Genomic DNA, 19,312 nt, shown 5'->3' with positions numbered 1-19,312 from the left:
CTTAGGGTGTCAGCATTCGATTCTCACGAGAAACGAATGTGATTTTCAGGAAGAAACGTCCTCACACTACGACGTCTCTCCCGTTCGTGGCACAATAGCAGTTCCCAAGAGCATTGAATTGAGAATTGGCCCTTTCTCAACCGACCGTCTTCGTCCGATTTCTTCGGAGAGTGACGGCTGATGCTTGGTTTCTTGGGAATCCGACTATTGTCAATTGGTCGTCACACCGTAGCGTTACTGTAGTCCATAAAGTTCGGGGGCACGGGGAAAGTCGGGGGAATTCTCACCAGAGAGTGTCGACTTTCGCCATCCCACTGACGGTCGTACGGGTTGCATAAACACATCACGCCTCAAAATTGAGACAACAGATGCGGGTATTGAGTTACAACATTCACAAAGGAATTGGCGGACGCGATCGGTTGTACCGGTTGGAGCGAATCATCGAGGTGATCGAGGAAGAGAATCCCGATTTGATTTGTCTTCAGGAAGTTGATTCCAACGTGCGACGATCCAAGCACCATGATCAACCGCAGATTCTGGCGGACTATTTCAAATTCGATGCCGCCATGTTTCAGTTGAATGTGAAGCTCAAGACGGGAGGCTATGGCAACTTGCTCCTCTCGCGGTGGCCGATCGAATCTCAGCACCAAATTTCACTTCGGCTGAAAAAACGAAAGCCCCGCGGGGCGCAGTCCGCCGTGATTCAATCGCCCGAGGGACCGTTTCAGTTGATCAATTGGCATCTTGGACTGTTGGAACAGGAACGTCGTTGGCAGGTCAAGCATTTTCTCGACCACGAGATTTGCCAGGAATGCTGCGAACTGCCGGCGATGGTCATTGGCGACTTCAACGATTGGCGAAACACCCTCGCCAATGCGGTCTTTGCCCACGGGAATTTTACCCAAGTGACCGCACCAGTTTCGCGATTTCGGTCCTTCCCGGCGTATATGGCGGTCGGATCGTTGGATAAAGCTTTCGTCCGGGGCGACGTTCACATTCGGCACGCGAAGATTGTTCGGACACGGATGTCGAAAGTGGCGTCGGACCATTTGCCGCTGGTCATCGACTTTCACATCGGCGAAGACGCACTCGAGAAAATCGCCCACTCCAAACCCTCCGATTCTGAGTGAACTCATGCATGTTCCGCCGGATCGGTGGCGACAGATCACGTTCGGGGCGTTAATCTGAACAGAGAATCGAGTTGCAGTGCCGAATTGACTTGGGAGGTGTGGACATGGAATGGATCGTCGGCGGGTTGGTCGCGGTTGTCGTTCTGTGCCTCGTCGTTTTCTTTCTGATGCGAGGGACGCTCGGTCAGCGATTGGAACAACTGGAGTTAAACGAAGCGGTTCGTCGTTTCCGATTGCAACGTGAGTCGTTGGAACACCGTTTTTTCCAACTCGCGAAAGCCAATGGTAAACCACGGGGATTGCGTTGGGTCGAGTGTGATTGGCAGAACGGTGTGAGTTTCGCTCGTGATTTGAATAACGGACTGCTCACGGCATTCGTGGCAATCAACGTTCACTTCGAAGCAGTCGAAGGTGGCGGAATGGAAGAGGTGGAAGCTGTGAGCACAGTCCGCGATGCCGCTGCCGTCTTCCACTATCAGAAAGGGCAATGGGGCACCGGCGGACGTTGCCTATTCAACATGAACCCCGCCGACGCTGTCACGCGACTCCAGGGACAATACGAACCCGTCGTCGAGAGCGAATGGCGAGTCGAGTGAGTTGAGAGTAGAGGGTGGTTTTGTCTTCGACCCTCTACCCACTACTCTCCATTCTCGACATCTACCCTACGGGAACGCAAAGAACATCCCGGTGGTGACGGCGGCTTGGTTGATGGCGGCTCGACCATTCAATGGGATTTGGTGAATCAACTTCGGTGCACAATCGCCGGGTCGGTAGTAACCGAGCGGATAGATTTTCTTGCAGACCGGGTCGATCGTGGCTTGGTACGGCAACCCAACAAGTTGCAATCCGAATTTCCCAGCCGAGAAGAACGGTTGGAAGATGTCGTGATGACTTTGGCCGTAGCGTTCGAGTTGGACGTCTTCGAAGTACAACGGATTGTAGTGAATATTCGACGCTTCCCAGTGAAACACGCTCGGTGCGATGTTACGTGCTTGGTAGGGACCATCGGCCAGTTGGACTTCGTCGGGGCAGCGGATGGTTTCATCGTCGCTGCATTCCTCACCGTCCGGTCGAGGACATTGAAACTTCGTGCGGTCATCCAGTCGGGTGGCCGGATCGGGTTCGTAGTCGGCGAACGGCAGGATTTCGGTGATTTGTTTGAGTTTGTTGGGATCACTGGGCAGCAGGTCGCGTCGTTCTTCGGTGACCTGGTACTGTGCGGCTTCCACTCCGTTGGGACGAATCGATTCGATTTTATAGCTCGGCAAGTCGCCAAGATTCGACTGTGCAAACGCCGATTGCCCGCTGGCTGTCATTAGCACGACGGCTAACGACAACCAACCGAGACGGCGTGGATTAGAAAATGTCCGCTGGTGAATGTTCAGCGGTGTAATTTGGCGACTCTTGCGTGATCGCAATGTCATGTGGATGGTTCTCCCTCACCGAGGCCGGTGAAATCTGAATGAAGCGGGCTTTCGTCCGCAGTTCATCGACCGTCCGTACCCCCAAATATCCCATTCCAGCTCGCAACCCACCTGTGAGTTGGTAGAGCAGAGCGTTAATTGGGCCTTTGTACGGAACTCGTCCTTCAACTCCTTCGGGAACGAGTTTTTGAGTGCCCCCCGTCCCATCGTCTGCTGCTTGCCGATATCGTTCGCTACTTCCTTTGGCCATCGCGCCCAGCGAACCCATGCCGCGATACCGTTTGAAACTTCGGCCTTGGTACAAAATTCGTTCGCCGGGGCTTTCGTCGGTTCCGGCGAGTAACCCGCCGAGCATCACCGAATGCGCCCCTGCAGCCAGTGCTTTGACCAAATCGCCGCTGTACCGGATTCCACCGTCGGCAATCAAAGGGACATCGGTTCCTTTGACGGCTTCGGCGGCATGAGCAATGGCCGACAGTTGCGGTACGCCCACTCCGGAAATAATTCGCGTGGTGCAGATCGAACCAGGTCCAATCCCGACCTTGATCGCATCCGCCCCAGCCTTGAGTAGATCAATCGCCCCCTGTTTCGTCGCGATGTTACCCGCGATGACTTCAATATCGTGTCGCTTCTTGATTTCCGCGACGGTTTCAAGCACGTTCTTTGTGTGGCCGTGAGCACTGTCGACGATGAGCACGTCCACACCCTTTTCAATCAGAGCGTGAACTCGTTCATAGTCTCGCACCCCGACCGCCGCACCGACCCGCAGCCGACCACGGGCATCTTTCGACGCGCGAGGGTACTGCATATTCTTGTCGATGTCTTTGATCGTGATTAACCCCTTCAGATGGTATGATTCGTCAACCAGGAGAAGTTTCTCGACTTTATTTTCCAAGAGAATTCGTTGAGCTGAAGCCAAATCAGTGTCGGCGGCAGCGGTGACGAGGTTCTCTTTCGTCATCACATCGGCGATTCGCGTGTCTCGGGATTCGAGGAATCTGAGGTCGCGACGTGTCAGAATCCCTTTGAGGACACCGTTTTGCGTAATCGGGACGCCGCCAATGTTGCGTTCGTCCATGATGCGGGCCGCCTCTCCGACGGACGCATCTGGGGGTAATGTGACCGGATCGACAATCACTCCGTGTTCGCTGCGTTTGACACGGTCGACCTCGAGAGCTTGCTGCTCGATCGAGAGATTCTTGTGCACGATCCCGATTCCGCCCTCTTGAGCCATCGCGACAGCCATGTCACTTTCGGTGACGGTGTCCATCGGGCTACTGATGACCGGAATGTTGAGCGGAATATGACGCGACAAACGGGATTGCGTGGTCACTTCGGCGGGCATCACTTCGCTGTAAGCGGGTTCCAGCAGCACGTCGTCGAAAGTGACTCCGCGGTAGGCGATGCGGTCTTGCATGGCGAGAATTCCATCGGAAGGTGAAACGATTTCCCTCTATGGCTTCGCGGCCTGTCCAAATGTCTGGATAGACCGCGATCCCGAAGCGGAAAGGGTTTCACGTAGATTGTGGCAAACTCCGTCCCGAATTGCTAGCCATCTCCAAGTGGAATCGGTGAGAGTCGGATCTTCCTGTGGGGAATTCCCGGAAGGGAGATCCAGGCAGGCTTGCGAACGCTGGGAAACTCGCCAAACTGAGAGCATTCAATTGTTTCCCAATCGACGGGTCGTGAGGAATCGGCGATGCGATGGCGTGGACGACGGCAGAGTGAAAATGTGGAAGATCGTCGCGGTTCGCCTGGTCGCCGTGTCGCGCTCGGCGGCGGTGGATTGGGGACGATCATTATCATTGTGTTGGTGCTGCTCGGGGTGATCGACCCGCGGGCTCTATTGCAAATGGGCGGCGGTGGCGGCGGTGCACCCGCTCCCCAGAATCCGGCGGCTCAGCAACAGAACCAAGAACTTAAGGACTTCGTTAGCGTCGTTCTGGCCGACACCGAAGACGTTTGGAACAAAGTCTTCCCCGAGGAGTTCGGCCGACAATACCGCGAGCCGGACCTGGTGTTGTTTACACAGTCCGTCAATTCCGGTTGTGGGTATGCCAGTTCGCAAGTGGGGCCGTTCTACTGCCCGGCCGATCAGAAGGTGTATCTCGATCTGGGTTTCTTCCACGAACTCAGCCAGCGATTCGGGGCACCGGGGGACTTCGCGATGGCCTATGTCGTCGCCCATGAAGTCGGTCATCATGTGCAAAACATGACCGAGCAAATGGCGCGTTCCAAACGAGGCGAATCCCGCGAGGGCAAGAACCGGATGTCCGTCCGCCTGGAGTTGCAGGCCGATTTTCTCGCCGGGGTCTGGGCCCATTACGGACAGAAAGAAAAGAAATTTCTCGAACCGGGCGACATCGAAGAAGCCATCAACGCCGCCAACCAGATCGGCGACGACACCCTCCAACGCGAAGCCCAAGGCCACGCCGTACCGGATTCGTTTACGCATGGCACGGCAGCCCAACGTGCCCGTTGGTTCCGCAGAGGATTCGAAACCGGCGACGTCAGTCTCATGGATGAACTCTTTGAACTCCCTTACGATCGGTTGTAGTTCGTCAGGGTCAGTAAGACCAGAACTCAAGATCATCGAGGACGGAACATTCTTGAGGAAAGAGTGCGAATCACCAGCTTACAATAAAAAACGGTTGAAAACGCTGCGGGACGAGCCAGCAGTGGCACGCTCCTCACTGACAAACGCGGTTTGCTAGAATGTTCCACGCAACTCAGCCAAGAAACACGATTGTTGAACACTATGAACGCGCTTCGAACCCTTGTTGCTCTGACCTTCGTGATTGTTTCCCAATCCGCGTTCGCGGCCGAGCGACCAAACATCGTGTGGCTTTCGGCGGAGGACATCAGTCCGCATCTGGGATGTTACGGTGATCCCCATGCGATCACGCCGCACTTGGATCAGTTGGCGACCGAAGGCGTTCGCTACACCCATGCATTCACGACGGCGGGCGTGTGTGCCCCATGTCGGAGTGGGATCATCACGGGGATGTATCAAACCACGCTCGGCACACAACACATGCGAGGCAATGCCAAGCTGCCGGAATACGTCAAACCGTTTCCCACCTATCTGCGAAACGCTGGTTACTATTGCACCAACAATTCCAAGCAAGACTACCAGTTCAAAACTCCGAAGGGTTCGTGGGACGAATCCAGCCGTAAAGCCCATTGGCGAAATCGACCGGACAAGTCGCAACCGTTCTTCGCGGTGTTCAACTTCACCGGCTGTCATGAAAGCGGGATCGCTTCAAAATCGAAGTATGAAAGCGTCACCAAAGACCTGTCACCCGATGAGCGACAGAACGCGAAAGAACTGACCACGCTGCCGCCGTATTACCCCGACACGCCGATCGTGCGGGAGGATTGGAAACGCAACTACGAACTCATCACCGCAATGGACGCCTGGGCGGGCGATCTGATTCAACAACTCAAAGATGATGGCCTTTACGAGAACACGATTGTTTGGTTCTGGTCGGATCATGGTGTCGGTTTGCCGCGAGCAAAACGGTGGTTGTACGACTCCGGCACACGGATTCCGCTCATCGTGCGGACGCCGTCGAATCTCCGGACCGATGGGAACACCGAACCGGGAACCGTGACCGATCGGCTGGTGAGTTCCATCGACTTCGGTCCGACCGTGTTGAATCTCGCGGGAGTGGAAATTCCGCAGCACGTTCAAGGAAAACCGTTTCTTGGTCCGAATCAACCCGCTCCGCGTGAGTACATTTTTGGCGCTCGGGATCGGATGGATGAACGCTACGACATCATCCGCATGGCTCGTGACAAACGCTTTCAGTACATCCGCAATTACGAACCGTTGAAGACGTATTATCAGTACATGAACACACCCGAAAAAGGAGCCACTATGCGGGAACTTCGGCGGGTGCATGCGGCGGGGGAATTGGGGGTGCACGCCGAGAAATTCTTCGCCCCGACCAAACCGGTCGAGGAACTCTACGACACCGAAGCCGACCCACACGAAGTTCACAACCTTGCGGACGATCCGAAATATGCGGACGTGCTCAAACGTCTTCGCGACGCCCATTTCGATTGGGTCAGGCGAACCAAAGACACCGGGTTGATCGCCGAACCGATTCTCGTCGAACGGGAGGAGGAATTGGGTGATCGGTATTCGATTCTGCGTCAAGAGGGTGGAGACGCCTTGGCAGCCGATGTTGCGAAAGTCTCCGCGGCGGCATCCGATGGTTTGGATGCCCTACCGGTTCTGAAAAATGCGTTGAGTCATGATGATGCTGCCGTCCGATATTGGGGGGCCGTTGGCGTGGGCAACATAGGTTCCGAGGCGGTTTCCGCCAAAGATGAGGTCGCGAATGCGTTGGAAGACGATTCCGCCGTTGTGCGGGTCGCGGCTGCCCGAGCGTTGTGCCGACTCGGTGCCGATCAGCAAGCCCTCCCCGTTCTGACCAACGTTCTGGACAACGGTGCTCAGTGGGAGCGGTTGCACGCGGCGATCGTGCTCGATGAAATTGACGACCAAGCCCGCCCCGTGCTTGATGCCATGCATCAAGCTCTGAAACCTCGCAAGAATCTCTACGCGAATGGCAAGTACGTCGTCCGTGTGATCAACCGAGCGTTGAACGAACTCGAAGGCACAACCCGGACCGTGCCGTAGGGGGCGGCGAGGCGATCTCAGAACATCAGTTGCAATTGCGTGCGAATCAACACGCCGTTGTCGCCGACGTTGATGTCGCTGCTCGGGTTTTGCAAGGGAACGTCGATCAGCCGGGTGGCATCCATCGAGAGTTTGATGCGGCGATCGCTCGTTGGGAAGTAGTTGAGACCGCAGGCGTACTCGTACGCGGAACCGAGTCGGCCAAAAACTTTCGAGATGCGAGCGTTGACGTCTAGACGTTGCGGAATCAAAAACTTTCCACCTTCGAGATAGAACCCGTGCTGATCAATCACCACGGACGGTGAAAGCCCCGATTGTGTGTGCAGATCTCCGATGGATCGAAAGATGTACTCGCCATTCATGCTCCAACCGCGATACTTGAAAGCGGCATCGACGGAGTAAACGGTCACGTCGTAACCTGTCACTCGGCCGAACATTGCGAACGCTTCCGCAAGGCGAACACCGTTGATTTCGCGGACCGTGTCCACTTCCGGCAACGACGTTTCTCCCAAGCGTCGATCGTTCTGGGATGAGAACGTCAGCGTTTGACCGAGAGCCACCGCCAGTTCATCGTGGTATTCAAAATCCGTCACGCCAACGCCGAATTCCGCGAGCGGCGTCCAGCGAACCTGCCCCGCGACCACGAACCCTTCGCCAAACTCCCCCGACGCCAAATTCGACGTGCGATAGCCGTTCCCGACCATTGTTTCGTAGTGCAGGTCGTCAACGATTTTTCCGAATGCCCAAAGCCCGACTGTTCGGCCGGGACGGAAGAAGTCCACGGGCACGGGGCGATCGACCAATCGCGTGTTCATTGAACTCAATAACCACTGCCGGACACCGGGAACGCGTCGCCGACCAACCAACAGTGTGAGGTGTTCGTTTCTGCGATTGGCGACCCAATAGTCTAGGAATTCGAGAGTTTGGTCGCCGTCCGTGTCGCCATCGATTTGCGTGAAGAACGTCAAATCGGGATCAAATGCATGGCCGGAGAACAAGAGCCTCGCTCGTTCCACATCGAAAGCACTTCGGCTTTCGTTATTCGATTCCGTCTGCACCAGCGGCGGTGGAACATCGCTGTTCGGTATGAATGCCGAGTAGCGAAACTGTCCACGAACGTTGGACTTCAGCGCGAATGAATGTCCGTTGTCCTGCAAAGCATGTAGGAAGAGGCCGTTATCGTAGCCCGCTTCGAACCATTCCGTCTGCGATTTGACGTCTTCGCCGAATACGTTGGCTGGAGACCAGGCGATGAGGAGACCCGCTGCAATCAGGCAGATGATGTCCGCAGATCGAAGCAAACGATGCACGAGTGATTCCGCCTCTGGTCATCCTCTAATGTGTAGACCGGTACCCGGAGGTCTAATCGGAAGAATCGGCAATCTTCCGCTAACTTCTCCAGCTTTTCTTGGTTTGGCCCAATGCCCACCCGTGACAACGCTCCGAGGTCCGGAAAACCAAGAATTCCTGCAATCCCGGTTGTGAACTGTTAGAGTTGACGACACGGGAGCATTTCATCCCCGTCATTTTCCCGAGGTTTTCATGCGAGCTCAAACCGATGCGAAATGCCGTGATGGCTTCACGTTGTTGGAGTTGATCGTCATCTTGGCCATCATTGGTATTCTGCTCGCATTGTTGATTCCCGCGGTCATCGATGCCCGAGAGGCGGCCCGACGGACGCAGTGTCGCGGATACTTCAAGCATCACAGTCTTGCACTCCATAACTACTTGGATGTGCACGGTGTCTTTCCGCCCGCATCGACCACCAATGACGATGGCGAGCGGTTGCACAGTTGGCGAACGCTGATTCTGCCCTTCTTCGAACAAGGAAGCTTGTATGATTCCCTCGATCTATCCAAACCTTGGGATGACCCAGTCAATGCAGTGACGCCCAATCTCGATCTGCAATACTACCGGTGTCCGTCGATCGAACTCCCCGCCTTTCACACGACATATTTGGGAATCGTCGGTCAGGATCACGCATTTCATCCGACTCGTGGCCGGCCGGTTTCGGAATTTTCGCAAGGGTTGGAACACACCGGGATGGTGCTCGAAGTTTCTGTCGATGACGCCGTCCCGTGGATGGCACCGCAGGACACCGATGGAGCATATCTCATCGGTTTGACAGAGGAACTCAATTTCCCGCATGATCACAACATGCATCTGAGTTTCGCCGACGGAGTTTGTGCACCGATCGGGGCCGACATGCCGATCGCGGAACGACGAGCGATTGTCACCATCACCCAGGATCCTACCAAGAACACTTCGGACGCTGACGGAACTTGAAACCAACTCTCATTTGCAACACAGACCGCCCATGACACAAGCCGACTCGCCGAAACTTCACGATGTCACCGTGTACTACCTGGAGATGCTGTCTCGACCGGAACTCTCGTTGGAGCCGCCGCGTGACGGGCTGACGGTGATTCATGCGGTGAATCCGTCGGTTCCGTATTACCGATTTCTCTACAACGCGGTTGGGGAGAACTATCGCTGGCTGAGTCGTCGAAAACTCTCGGATGAGGAACTCACGGAGATCATCCATGATCCGCTCGATGACGTTCTCGTGTTGCATCTCGACGGTACACCGATCGGCTTCGCGGAAATCTGCCGACGGGAACCAGCGAACATAGAACTCGTGCAATTCGGACTCATGCCCGATTGGCATGGGCAGGGAATTGGCTCCTGGTTTTTGCGGTGGGTGATCGACAAGATTTGGCAAGGTTCGCCGCAACGGTTCTGGCTTCATACGTGCACTTTCGACCATCCGGCCGCTTTGGCGATGTACCAGAAAGCGGGCTTCGTGCTCTACGACGAAAAACAAATCCAGCGGGAATATTGAACGTCACCGCAGGGCGAACCCGTTCGCGAAAATGATGTCCTTCTAACATGAACAACAATCAACTGCGTAAGCTCGGTGTGCCGGATGACTGTATTCCGGCGGCGCTCACGGCAATTCAAGCGGCCGCGAAAGCCGGTGAACTGAAATCGCTGAACGTCAAAAAACTTGTTCGCGACATTGTGAGTGCCCCCGATCAGCATACCGACCATCCCTACTTTGGCGGGTTGGCCACTTCGATCATCGAAGATCGACAATTTGAACCCGCCGAGCCGATCGAGTATCGCACCTGGGGCGAGGACATTGATCAAGCCGCCCATGCACAGATGCGGCAAGCGTGTTCCGTGCCGAGTGCCGTCGGGGCTGCATTGATGCCCGATGCGCACGTGGGTTACGGGTTGCCGATCGGTGGCGTGTTGGCCTGCGAGAACGCTGTGATTCCGTACGCAGTCGGCGTGGATATCGCGTGTCGAATGAAGCTGTCGATTTTGGATATGCCTACGGAATCCTTGAAAACCCGCTTCGAAGATTATCGCACCGCGTTGGAAAAGGGGACACGGTTCGGGATCGGGGCGAAACACAAGCGACCGCAAGAACACGCCGTGATGGATGCGGATTGGTCCATCACCCGCGTCACTCGCGAAAACAAAGACAAAGCCTGGCGACAACTTGGCACATCCGGTAGCGGGAATCACTTTGCCGAATTCGGTGTGTTCACCCTGCCCGTTCGCGATGAGGAATTGAACCTCGATGCGGGCGAATATGTCGCGTTGATGACGCACAGCGGAAGTCGCGGAACCGGGGCGTCGGTGTGTTCCACGTACTCGGCGATTGCCCAGGCAAAGTTGCCGCGAAAGTACAAAGATCTCGGTCGGCTCGCGTGGTTGGATCTCGACTCGCCCGAAGGTCAGGACTACTGGAACGCCATGAACTTGATGGGCGATTACGCGGCGGCCAATCACGATGTGATCCATCGGCTGGTTTCGAAGTTGCTCGGCGTGGACATCATTAGTGGCGTGGAGAATCACCACAACTTTGCGTGGAAGGAAGTGCACGATGGGAAGGAAGTCATCGTGCATCGCAAGGGGGCAACACCGGCGTCGGCGGGGGAACTTGGTGTGATTCCCGGTTCGATGGCCGACCCGGCATTTGTGGTTCGTGGGACTGGTCATGCAGCGAGTTTGCGGTCCGCGTCGCACGGGGCTGGTCGTCAGATGAGTCGCAAAAAAGCCAAGGCGAAGTTCACGTTCAATGCCGTCCGCAAAGACTTAGAGAAGAAAGGAATCCGCATTCTGTCCGCCGGTGCGGATGAAGTTCCGGGTGTCTACAAGGACATTAATACGGTGATGCAGCAACAAGCCGATTTGGTGGAAATTGTCGGCCGCTTCAATCCGCGAATTGTCAAAATGTGTGGTGACAACAGCCGCGCGGAGGACTGAAATCGCCATCGTTGAGTGGGCTTCAACTTTCGACGGGGAACGCAATCCGTTAGATTTTCACAACTCGAATGTGAAAACTCGGTCGGAATTCGACCGTCCCCGGACTGGAAGACCCCTGCTCATGCGAATGTTTCTTGCCATTGTGGTGTTGGCTCCATCAATACTTTTCGCGGAGGAAGACCCGTGTGCCCAGTCGTCTCCCGAAGAGATGGCGGCCGCTGTTGGAGTGAAGTTGCCTCGGCGACCGTGGCACCTCGCGAACGTCTGGTGGGACCTCGACGGCCCCACACGGGATTTCCGCTCGCTGGAGATGGATATCACAATCGACCGGGATGTGCCCGAAACGTACAACTTGTATGTGTCGCCGTGTGGCATTGCTCAAATCAACGGTTTGAAGTTCTATGGCGGCATCCAAACGAACATCAACGGTTGGCCCAGCAAGAACGAACGCAAACGCGTGCATCGCGGCAAAGGGGCGATTTTCTCGCGATGGTCGGAGGACGAGAAAACCCCGATCGGTCTCGATCATGTGCAAACGGTCGCTGAAAATTGCCTCGTCGAAAGTGCGGGATACGAGGGCGAGTTTGCCAGCGTGCGGCGACCGTTCTCGTGGACGAAAGGCACATACACCTGGCGAATCAACAAAGCCGACACCGTGACTCACAAGGGAAAACCGGCCACATGGTTCCGATGTTCCGTCCGCGACCATGCCAGCGGTGAGGTTGTTCCGGTCGGCAGTCTATTGTTTGAAGGCGAGACGTTCACATTCTGGGGACGACATTCGGCATTCGTGGAAGTTTACTCGACTGCCAAAATTCCCAAGTCGCATATTCCCAAAGTGAACGTGACGTTCGGCTGGCCCCGCATCAACGGCGAGAAGGTCGGCGTCAAGAAAACGACCGCGTTCTATCCGACTGAGTCCACCGGCGTGACCAGTTCTCCCGACTGCGCTTATGTGGTCCCCCAATGGTGAACAATGCCGCGTTGAAGTGGGCCCGATCTTCAAACGCGATGAATCGAAACGCCGCCACATTGTGAAGATTCAACAAACGGAGAAAAAACCGTAGAGCAGTTTCGACCGTGGGCTGCATTCGGGAAGCGACATTCTCTATTGGGAGCACATGGCCAATCGCTTCATCAAGACATGACTTGGTCTCGTGTGAAGGACGTACCGGATGGTTGTTGAGCAGATTCTGGAACTTTGGGAAACCCGGGGAGATTCGCAGTACGGGCAAGAGGCCGTCACGCAGCGGGAACACGCATTACAAACCGCGATGTTGGCACGGCAGGCGGATGCCTCTGCGGAGTTGGTCACCGCGGCGTTGCTCCATGACGTGGGGCATCTGTTACACAAACTTCCCGAGGACGCACCGGACCAAGGCATTGACGATCGGCACGAGACAATCGGTGCACGCTGGCTGCAACAGCACTTCCCGCCGGAAGTTTGGCAACCGGTTGTGCTCCATGTGCCCGCGAAACGCTACCTGTGCGCGGTGGATCAAAGTTACCTGCACCATCTCAGCCAACCATCGGTGCAAAGTTTACAACTGCAGGGCGGTCCGATGAGTCCCGAGGAAATCGCTGCGTTTCAAAAGAATCCATACGCGGAAGCCGCTGTTCAACTGCGACGCTGGGACGACGATGCCAAAATTGTCGGCCTGGAAACACCACGAATCGAGGACTTCCGGCCCGAGTTGGAAGCCTCACGGATGGACTTGCGTCAAGACGACTCTGTCTAGCGAGTCTTTGGATTCAGTGGTAGACTCAAGTGCAACAAAATTTCCCCATGAAACCTGTCGAGGAGAGACGAATGACGAAGTCGAATACGAATCGCATGCCCTGGATTATTGCCGGGCTGGGGTTGGGCTTGTGTATCTCTTGGATGTGGCCGCACGAGCCGATGCACGCGGCGACGGCGGACCGTGACGAAAAGTTCGCCATGATCACCGTTCCCGTGAAGGACGTGCAATTTGCCGGTGTGAAAGACTCGCTGGACGGCATCTTCGTGTTGGACTTCCTGACCGGTCAATTGCGAGGAGCCGTGCTCGATCCACGAAGCGGTCAATTCAGCACTGCGTATTTGCGGTCGGTGGCGGCAGACTTCAACGTCGATCCGCAAGCGACGGCTCGGTACGCGATCACAACGGGAGTCGCAAACTTGCCGAACCAGGGCCGCGTGCAAATGTCGACGGGCGTGATCTACGTGGGCGAACTCAATAGCGGCATGGTGATGGCCTACGGCTTCCCATACAGCGACAACCAACGCTCAGCCACACCGATTCCGTTGATCCCTCTCAACCAAGGTTTCCCATTCCGAGCGGCTCAGTAGCGTTCGCCGAAATCATCGCCAGCGGGATTCGTCTTCCAGACGAGCCCCGCTTTTTTTGTGGATACTCGATCGGAATTCGCCGCTGCCACCCTCTGGGCGAATCGCATTGGGTCAACGGCGGTGAAACGACGGTAGTTCGGCCAGGTATTCCGGATTGATTCCTTTGAGCCAGACGTAACGCTCGTCGATCCGCTGGACCGAATAGAGTGGCACGGCGATAGCTGCGTAGAACAATGCACCGATCCAGGTGAGAACGCCAGCCGCGAGTATCGCCCAGAATTCGGTGGCCGCTCCCGCGACGATCAGGAACAATCCGAAGAACGACAGCAACCAAACCGTGGCGATGCGAAGACGACGACGTTTGACCCATTCCTTCGTGATGCCAAAGTCCGCGTGAGCCGTCTTCTTGGCGATCAGGTAAAACACGATCACCAAAATCGCCCCGCCCAATAGTCCGAGGTAAACCCAAGGCGGGGCCCAAACGAGATCGCGGCTCAGAAACCGTTCGGCCGGTTCGTTGCTCTTGATGCAACGATTGGGCAAGCGAGCCCCCTTTTCGAAGACCAGGACATTGCCATCTCTCCAGACACCAGCGGAATCACCTTCGTCGAGGTTCTCGCCGCAATACGGGCAGAATTCGTGTGTCGACGAGATCAACTCGGCACAAGCGGGGCACTCGATCGATTTGCCAGAGCGGCCCCGTGAACGTCGGGAGCGTTGCCCTCTTCGGGATGGCGTCGCCGGTTCCGCTTCGTAGTCTTCTAACTCGTCGTCGGTCGCTTCGTAATCTTCAACCTCATAGTCTTCGGCTTCGTAGTCTTCGAAGTCGGTTTCGGTTTCGATCGCTTGCTGACAGGACGGGCATTTCCCATCGCGACGGACGACGACACGTGCCAAACAATGAGGGCAAACGGTTCTCGACATAATCATTCCTCGAGTGATTGAACGGCGGCGCTCGCCAATCCTTCGAGCGAATCAGACCGCCACTACCATCGGAACATGGCGGTACCCCAAGTTAATCCGGCACCGAAACCGCTGACGAGCAGCGAATCTCCTTGACTCACACGGCCTTGTCGAAACACCTCATCCAGTGCCAGCGGGATCGAAGCCGCCGAAGTGTTGCCGTAGTTGGTCAGATTGTTGAAAACCTTCTCCGGCGCGATGCCCAATGTGTCGGTCGCATGATTGAGGATTCGCACATTCGCTTGATGGAGGAGGTAATAGTCGACGTCGTTGGCTTCCATTTGGCAGCGATCGAGAATCAACCGAATGGTTTCGGTGAGTGCTTGAATGGCCCACTTGAAGACGTTTCGTCCATCCATTTGCAGATATTGTTCACCCACGTTCAAGTCGGAGACTGTCAGCGGACGTGCTGTGCCACCGGCGGGCACCGTCAAGAGCGGTCCACCGCTTCCGTCGGAACCAAGTTGGTAGCAAGTCAGCCCTTGCTCATCGTCACCCTTGGCAAGCAAGACGGCTCCTGCGGCGTCTCCGAACAGCGGCGCGGTTCGCTGATCGTCTGGTTGCACGATTCGGCTGTTGACATCACCACCCAGAACCAACGCCAACTTACTGTTGCCCGACGCCACATACTGAGCCGCCGTCACCAATGCATACACAAACCCCGAGCACGCCGCCTGCACATCGAATGCGGGGGCGTCTAGGCCCAGTGCATTTTGCACCAAACATGCGGTCGACGGACAGGGATAGTCGGGCGTAAATGTGCCGACCACGCAGAGATCAATGTCTTTCGCGGTAACACCAGCGGCTCGAATGGCATTCTGGGCCGCTTCGACACACAAGTGGCTGGTCGCTTGATGAGGACCGGCGTAGCGTCGCGTTTGGATGCCGCTGCGTTGTTCGATCCAACCTTTTTCGAACCCGTATTGTTCTTCGAGTTCGGCGTTCGTGACAACTTTCTCAGGAACATAACTTCCAGTGCCGACAATCTGAATGCCGGTCAATGACTGTGTTCGCGGGCTGGTGCGAAACAGTTTTCGCTTGTCTTTTTTCGGCTGTTCGACCGGGACGTTCGGACGAATATGGGGGCCACCGGATCGGTTTTTATGCAGGTTGACGGCCGACTCGGGAGCAACTGCGACTTTAGTGGTCGTCGAATGATTAACCGATTCAGACTGGTCGTCCAGTCGATTCGGTGGAAAATGCGGACTCGAATGCGGCATGGTTGAACAATTCCGCGGATGGATTTCAGTCGAAGAGGATTGGGATGGTGAAAAGCGTGCTAATCCGCGCATCGGCATGCGACGCGGGATCGTAAAACGACACGCGATTGGTGATGGGGCGTTTCAATAAGCTATTGGGTAGCCTAGATTTCGATTCCATCGGATCGGCGTTCCCTACGTGTTCCGATCGGACGCATCCAGTGCTCGAAAATCCGGACGAGACCTTCCCCTGGACGCTGTCAACGGTTCGGAGTATACCGCCTTTAGGGAATGAGAACTAGCGAGAAAATTATTGACAGACTGCTTCTTCCCAAATGGAACCCCATCGCACGTTTCTCGGGATTGGAAATCGAGGGCAAACTCGGTAGTTTGAGCGGACCATGACACCGCTTCCCATTTCGCTGGCGTCGAAAACTCAGCGAAATTGCTTCTCTCCGCGTGCAACCATCTGATGAACTGTCACTCTATTCGTCTTCGAGGCCCCTGGAATCTGCACACCGAAGCCGACGGAGCGACCGGGAACCGTCGGGTGACGCTTCCCGAGCGATGGGAAACCCTCTTGGAAGATGCTGCGGGGCTGGTTGTGCTGTCGCGTCGATTCAACTGCCCGACCGGATTGGGAGAGACCGATCAGGTCAGTCTTCTGCTCCCGCAACTTCCCACGCACAACATCCGAGTGTTGTTGAACGATGGCGAAATTCACCCCGAGGCGACACCGCAGGACGGGTACCGGTTCGAGATCACACAACAGCTTGAACCGGCAAACAGGCTCACGATAGAACTCAATCGGACCGATCCGGACACCCTGTCTACGCACGAAGTCTTCGAGGGAGCCGTGATCGAGATTCAATCGAACGCATGACCGACACCATTTAGGCGACGTGTCTAGTCGGCGAAGTCAATTCGCTGGCGATCGTGTAGTCCAAGCGAACACGAGCGTTTCCCTTGCCGGACGGACGCCGAACTTCCAACCGAACGCCGTAGGGGTGAACCGAGCTGATGTCGACATCGGCGGTGTCGTCGTCCAGCACGACACATTCGGTTTCGGGGAGTTGGTGCATCGGAGGGCAAATTGGAATGTGCAGTGCGACTTTCCGTTGATTCGGTTGAAAGTCGACCGTCAACACCCCTTGAAGGACATCCCACCCAGTTTCGTCTTCCAACACGTGACGTCGAGTCATCTCGTGGAACATTTCCTCTTGTTCAGAGGAAGCTTCGGTCGCAGGAGGCTCGATGGAGACCTTGAGCGTGGGGTGCTCGGTTGTGGGTTGTCTGAGGAATGGGTCTTTCGAGAACGCCAGGACAATGTCGGCGAGCACTTCATGTTGGAGTCGGGTGATACCCCAACCGATGGTCGCTACCGAGACGGTTTGGATGGTGAGAAAGGCGATGGTCGCTTCCGAAGGGCTCACCAGGAGCAACCAGCCGACCACGATGGCGGGGGCCAATTGAATCGCCGTCCGCCAACGGAAGTCGAAGGATTCTTGGAACTCGTCGAAGTTGAGTCGTTCGAGTGCGACTGCCAACAGAACCAGCACACTGGTGCCGCTGGCGACGAGGCAAACGGCTGGCTCGGTCATGCCATCGGCGAACGCACCGACAAACCGTCGGCACGCTAACACGAAGACAATGACGGCGGGCCCCATCCAGAGACCATTCACCGCCAATTGAAACCAATCACGCCGGGACTCCGGCAACACGGACGCCATCCCAAGCATCGTGCCCATTCCTTGACTGTGTGGCTTTGGAAATCAATCTCCAAAGCGACAAGAAAAATTTAGACGGTCGCGGGCTGCACTTTCGGCACATCAGACCCCAAACCGGCCGCCGAGCGAATTTCGGAGGCTTTGTCGGTGTGTTCCCAGCTGAAGTCGCTGTCGCTGCGACCGAAGTGACCACCAGCAGCGGTTTTACGGAAAATCGGCCGACGCAATTGCAAGTGGCTGATAATTCCTTGCGGTGTCAGCGGGAACAATTCGCGAATGATTTTTGCGATCTGGTCATCATTCACAACGCCGGTTCCGTTGGTTTCAACGTGAATGCTGACTGGTTCCGCCACACCGATGGCATAGGCGAGTTGAACTTCACATTCGGTGGCCAATCCGGCGGCGACCACATTCTTGGCGACGTAACGAGCCATGTAAGCTGCGGACCGGTCGACTTTGGTCGAGTCTTTCCCACTGAAAGCTCCACCCCCGTGACGTCCCCAACCACCGTAAGTGTCGACGATAATCTTTCGGCCGGTCAATCCACAGTCCCCGTGCGGACCGCCAACCACGAAATTTCCGGTTGGGTTGATGTGGTACTTGACGTTTTCGGAAAGCATGTTCGTCGGGATCGACGGCTTGACGACTTCTTCGATCACGAATTCGTGAATCTCTTCTTGAGAGACGGTATCCCGGTGTTGGGTGGATACCACAACGGCGGAGACTTCGACGGGTTTCGTGCCTTCGTAGTTGACAGTGACTTGGCTTTTGCTGTCCGGACGTAGCCAGTCGACTTTCTTGTCTTTTCGGAGTTGGGTGATGCGATTGATGATGCGATGTGACAACGCGATCGGCAATGGCATGAGTTCTTCGGTTTGCGTGCAGGCGTAGCCGAACATCAGACCTTGGTCGCCAGCACCGTCCGCATCGACACCTTGAGCGATGTCGGCACTTTGGCTGTGCAACGCAACTTGCACTTTGCAGGTTTCGGCATCGAAGCCGATGTCGTCGTCGTTTTCGTCTTGTTTGACGTAGCCGATGTCACGAATAACTTCGCGAGCAATCTTTTCATAGTCCACGTTTGCGTTTGAGCGGATCTCACCGGCAAGAACGACCAAATCGGTCGTGCAGAGAGTTTCGCATGCAACACGCGATTGCGGATCGCCAGTCAATAGGGCATCGAGAATCCCATCTGAAATTTGATCCGACACTTTGTCGGGGTGGCCCATGCTGACCGATTCACTGGTGAACGCATACTGCGACATTCGAAACTCCTAATCTCTTCGCAACTCTAAATCATCGTGGCAGAAAACCATCGGCGTTTCGAACTGCGAACAACAATCGCCAGTTCGCGAATCTATCGACCAGCACGCATTTCGTGAGGGATTAATCCGTCGCCGCTGACCGATCTTTACGAATAAACCCCGAGAATTCTAGGGTTCTAGGCAAATTGGCACAAGATGATCTTACTTTTCTCGCCTCGGCAACGCTCAGGGGCCGAACCTGAGGCCCGTGGTTTCTATGGTGGTCATCGGATCATAGTTTCGATTCTTGGGGGGCAATTACCTCGGCCAACGAAAAACCCCGCTTCGATGTGAAGCGGGGTTTCGATTT

Annotated in this window: 18 protein-coding genes; 11 read left to right on the top strand and 7 right to left on the bottom strand. The window is 55.7% G+C overall.

The window, feature by feature from the left end; genetic code table 11:
* The first annotated feature begins 368 nt into the window (after positions 1-368).
* A complete protein-coding gene (locus tag G6R38_RS18830) occupies positions 369-1,130 on the top strand; it encodes an endonuclease/exonuclease/phosphatase family protein (RefSeq protein ID WP_166829763.1) in 762 nt (253 codons plus the stop codon).
* Positions 1,131-1,234: 104 nt separating this feature from the next.
* Complete coding sequence (locus G6R38_RS18825) at positions 1,235-1,726, top strand: hypothetical protein (protein WP_166829760.1); 492 nt, start codon at positions 1,235-1,237, stop codon at positions 1,724-1,726.
* A gap of 66 nt (positions 1,727-1,792) precedes the next feature.
* Here G6R38_RS18825 and G6R38_RS18820 read toward each other — a convergent pair whose 3' ends face one another.
* Both G6R38_RS18820 and guaB read right to left on the bottom strand, forming a co-directional pair.
* The gene (locus G6R38_RS18820) at positions 1,793-2,554 is read right to left on the bottom strand and encodes a hypothetical protein (protein ID WP_166829757.1); all 762 of its coding nucleotides are present in this window, start codon (positions 2,552-2,554) and stop codon (positions 1,793-1,795) included.
* Positions 2,487-3,971, bottom strand: a complete 1,485-nt coding sequence (gene guaB / locus G6R38_RS18815; protein ID WP_166829754.1) for an IMP dehydrogenase — start codon at positions 3,969-3,971, stop codon at positions 2,487-2,489. Before guaB ends, G6R38_RS18820 begins: the two co-directional genes overlap by 68 nt.
* A 282-nt stretch (positions 3,972-4,253) precedes the next feature.
* Between guaB and ypfJ the strand changes: the two genes are divergently transcribed.
* Positions 4,254-5,111, top strand: coding sequence for a KPN_02809 family neutral zinc metallopeptidase (ypfJ, locus tag G6R38_RS18810; protein ID WP_166829751.1), 858 nt, complete (start codon positions 4,254-4,256; stop codon positions 5,109-5,111).
* 201 nt (positions 5,112-5,312) lie between these two features.
* Entirely contained in the window at positions 5,313-7,202 is a 1,890-nt protein-coding gene (locus G6R38_RS18805; RefSeq protein ID WP_166829748.1) for a sulfatase-like hydrolase/transferase, read from the top strand.
* A gap of 17 nt (positions 7,203-7,219) precedes the next feature.
* Here G6R38_RS18805 and G6R38_RS18800 read toward each other — a convergent pair whose 3' ends face one another.
* Complete coding sequence (locus G6R38_RS18800; protein ID WP_166829745.1) at positions 7,220-8,512, bottom strand: porin family protein; 1,293 nt, start codon at positions 8,510-8,512, stop codon at positions 7,220-7,222.
* Positions 8,513-8,744: 232 nt separating this feature from the next.
* Between G6R38_RS18800 and G6R38_RS18795 the strand changes: the two genes are divergently transcribed.
* From G6R38_RS18795 to G6R38_RS18770, 6 genes are all read left to right on the top strand, one after another.
* Entirely contained in the window at positions 8,745-9,488 is a 744-nt protein-coding gene (locus tag G6R38_RS18795; protein WP_166830648.1) for a DUF1559 family PulG-like putative transporter, read from the top strand.
* Between the two features lie 31 nt (positions 9,489-9,519).
* Positions 9,520-10,044 carry a GNAT family N-acetyltransferase gene (locus tag G6R38_RS18790; protein ID WP_166829742.1) on the top strand — a complete coding sequence of 175 codons (525 nt, stop codon included), beginning with the start codon at positions 9,520-9,522 and terminating at the stop codon, positions 10,042-10,044.
* Between the two features lie 47 nt (positions 10,045-10,091).
* Entirely contained in the window at positions 10,092-11,480 is a 1,389-nt protein-coding gene (locus G6R38_RS18785) for an RtcB family protein (RefSeq protein WP_166829739.1), read from the top strand.
* 121 nt (positions 11,481-11,601) lie between these two features.
* Positions 11,602-12,453: a hypothetical protein gene (locus tag G6R38_RS18780; protein WP_166829736.1), complete on the top strand. Its 852-nt coding sequence runs from the start codon at positions 11,602-11,604 to the stop codon at positions 12,451-12,453.
* Between the two features lie 202 nt (positions 12,454-12,655).
* Positions 12,656-13,219 carry a phosphonate degradation HD-domain oxygenase gene (locus G6R38_RS18775; protein ID WP_166829733.1) on the top strand — a complete coding sequence of 188 codons (564 nt, stop codon included), beginning with the start codon at positions 12,656-12,658 and terminating at the stop codon, positions 13,217-13,219.
* A 71-nt stretch (positions 13,220-13,290) separates the two neighbouring features.
* Positions 13,291-13,809 (top strand): hypothetical protein, encoded by a 519-nt coding sequence (locus G6R38_RS18770; protein WP_166829730.1) that lies wholly within the window; start codon positions 13,291-13,293, stop codon positions 13,807-13,809.
* A gap of 111 nt (positions 13,810-13,920) precedes the next feature.
* Here G6R38_RS18770 and G6R38_RS18765 read toward each other — a convergent pair whose 3' ends face one another.
* Positions 13,921-14,733: a zinc ribbon domain-containing protein gene (locus tag G6R38_RS18765; protein ID WP_166829726.1), complete on the bottom strand. Its 813-nt coding sequence runs from the start codon at positions 14,731-14,733 to the stop codon at positions 13,921-13,923.
* A 62-nt stretch (positions 14,734-14,795) separates the two neighbouring features.
* On the bottom strand, positions 14,796-15,992 hold the full coding sequence (locus G6R38_RS18760) for a 3-oxoacyl-ACP synthase III family protein (RefSeq protein ID WP_166829723.1): 1,197 nt from the start codon (positions 15,990-15,992) through the stop codon (positions 14,796-14,798).
* A 451-nt stretch (positions 15,993-16,443) separates the two neighbouring features.
* Between G6R38_RS18760 and G6R38_RS18755 the strand changes: the two genes are divergently transcribed.
* A complete protein-coding gene (locus G6R38_RS18755; protein WP_166829720.1) occupies positions 16,444-16,854 on the top strand; it encodes a hypothetical protein in 411 nt (136 codons plus the stop codon).
* A gap of 10 nt (positions 16,855-16,864) precedes the next feature.
* Here the strand turns inward: G6R38_RS18755 and G6R38_RS18750 are convergent, their stop codons facing one another.
* Positions 16,865-17,710: a hypothetical protein gene (locus tag G6R38_RS18750; RefSeq protein ID WP_166829717.1), complete on the bottom strand. Its 846-nt coding sequence runs from the start codon at positions 17,708-17,710 to the stop codon at positions 16,865-16,867.
* 59 nt (positions 17,711-17,769) lie between these two features.
* Positions 17,770-18,963, bottom strand: a complete 1,194-nt coding sequence (metK, locus tag G6R38_RS18745; protein ID WP_166829714.1) for a methionine adenosyltransferase — start codon at positions 18,961-18,963, stop codon at positions 17,770-17,772.
* Positions 18,964-19,312: the final 349 nt, after the last annotated feature.

It is taken from the genome of Thalassoroseus pseudoceratinae (assembly GCF_011634775.1).
GTDB lineage: Bacteria > Planctomycetota > Planctomycetia > Planctomycetales > Planctomycetaceae > Thalassoroseus > Thalassoroseus pseudoceratinae.
This window is presented reverse-complemented; position numbering and strand designations above follow the sequence as displayed.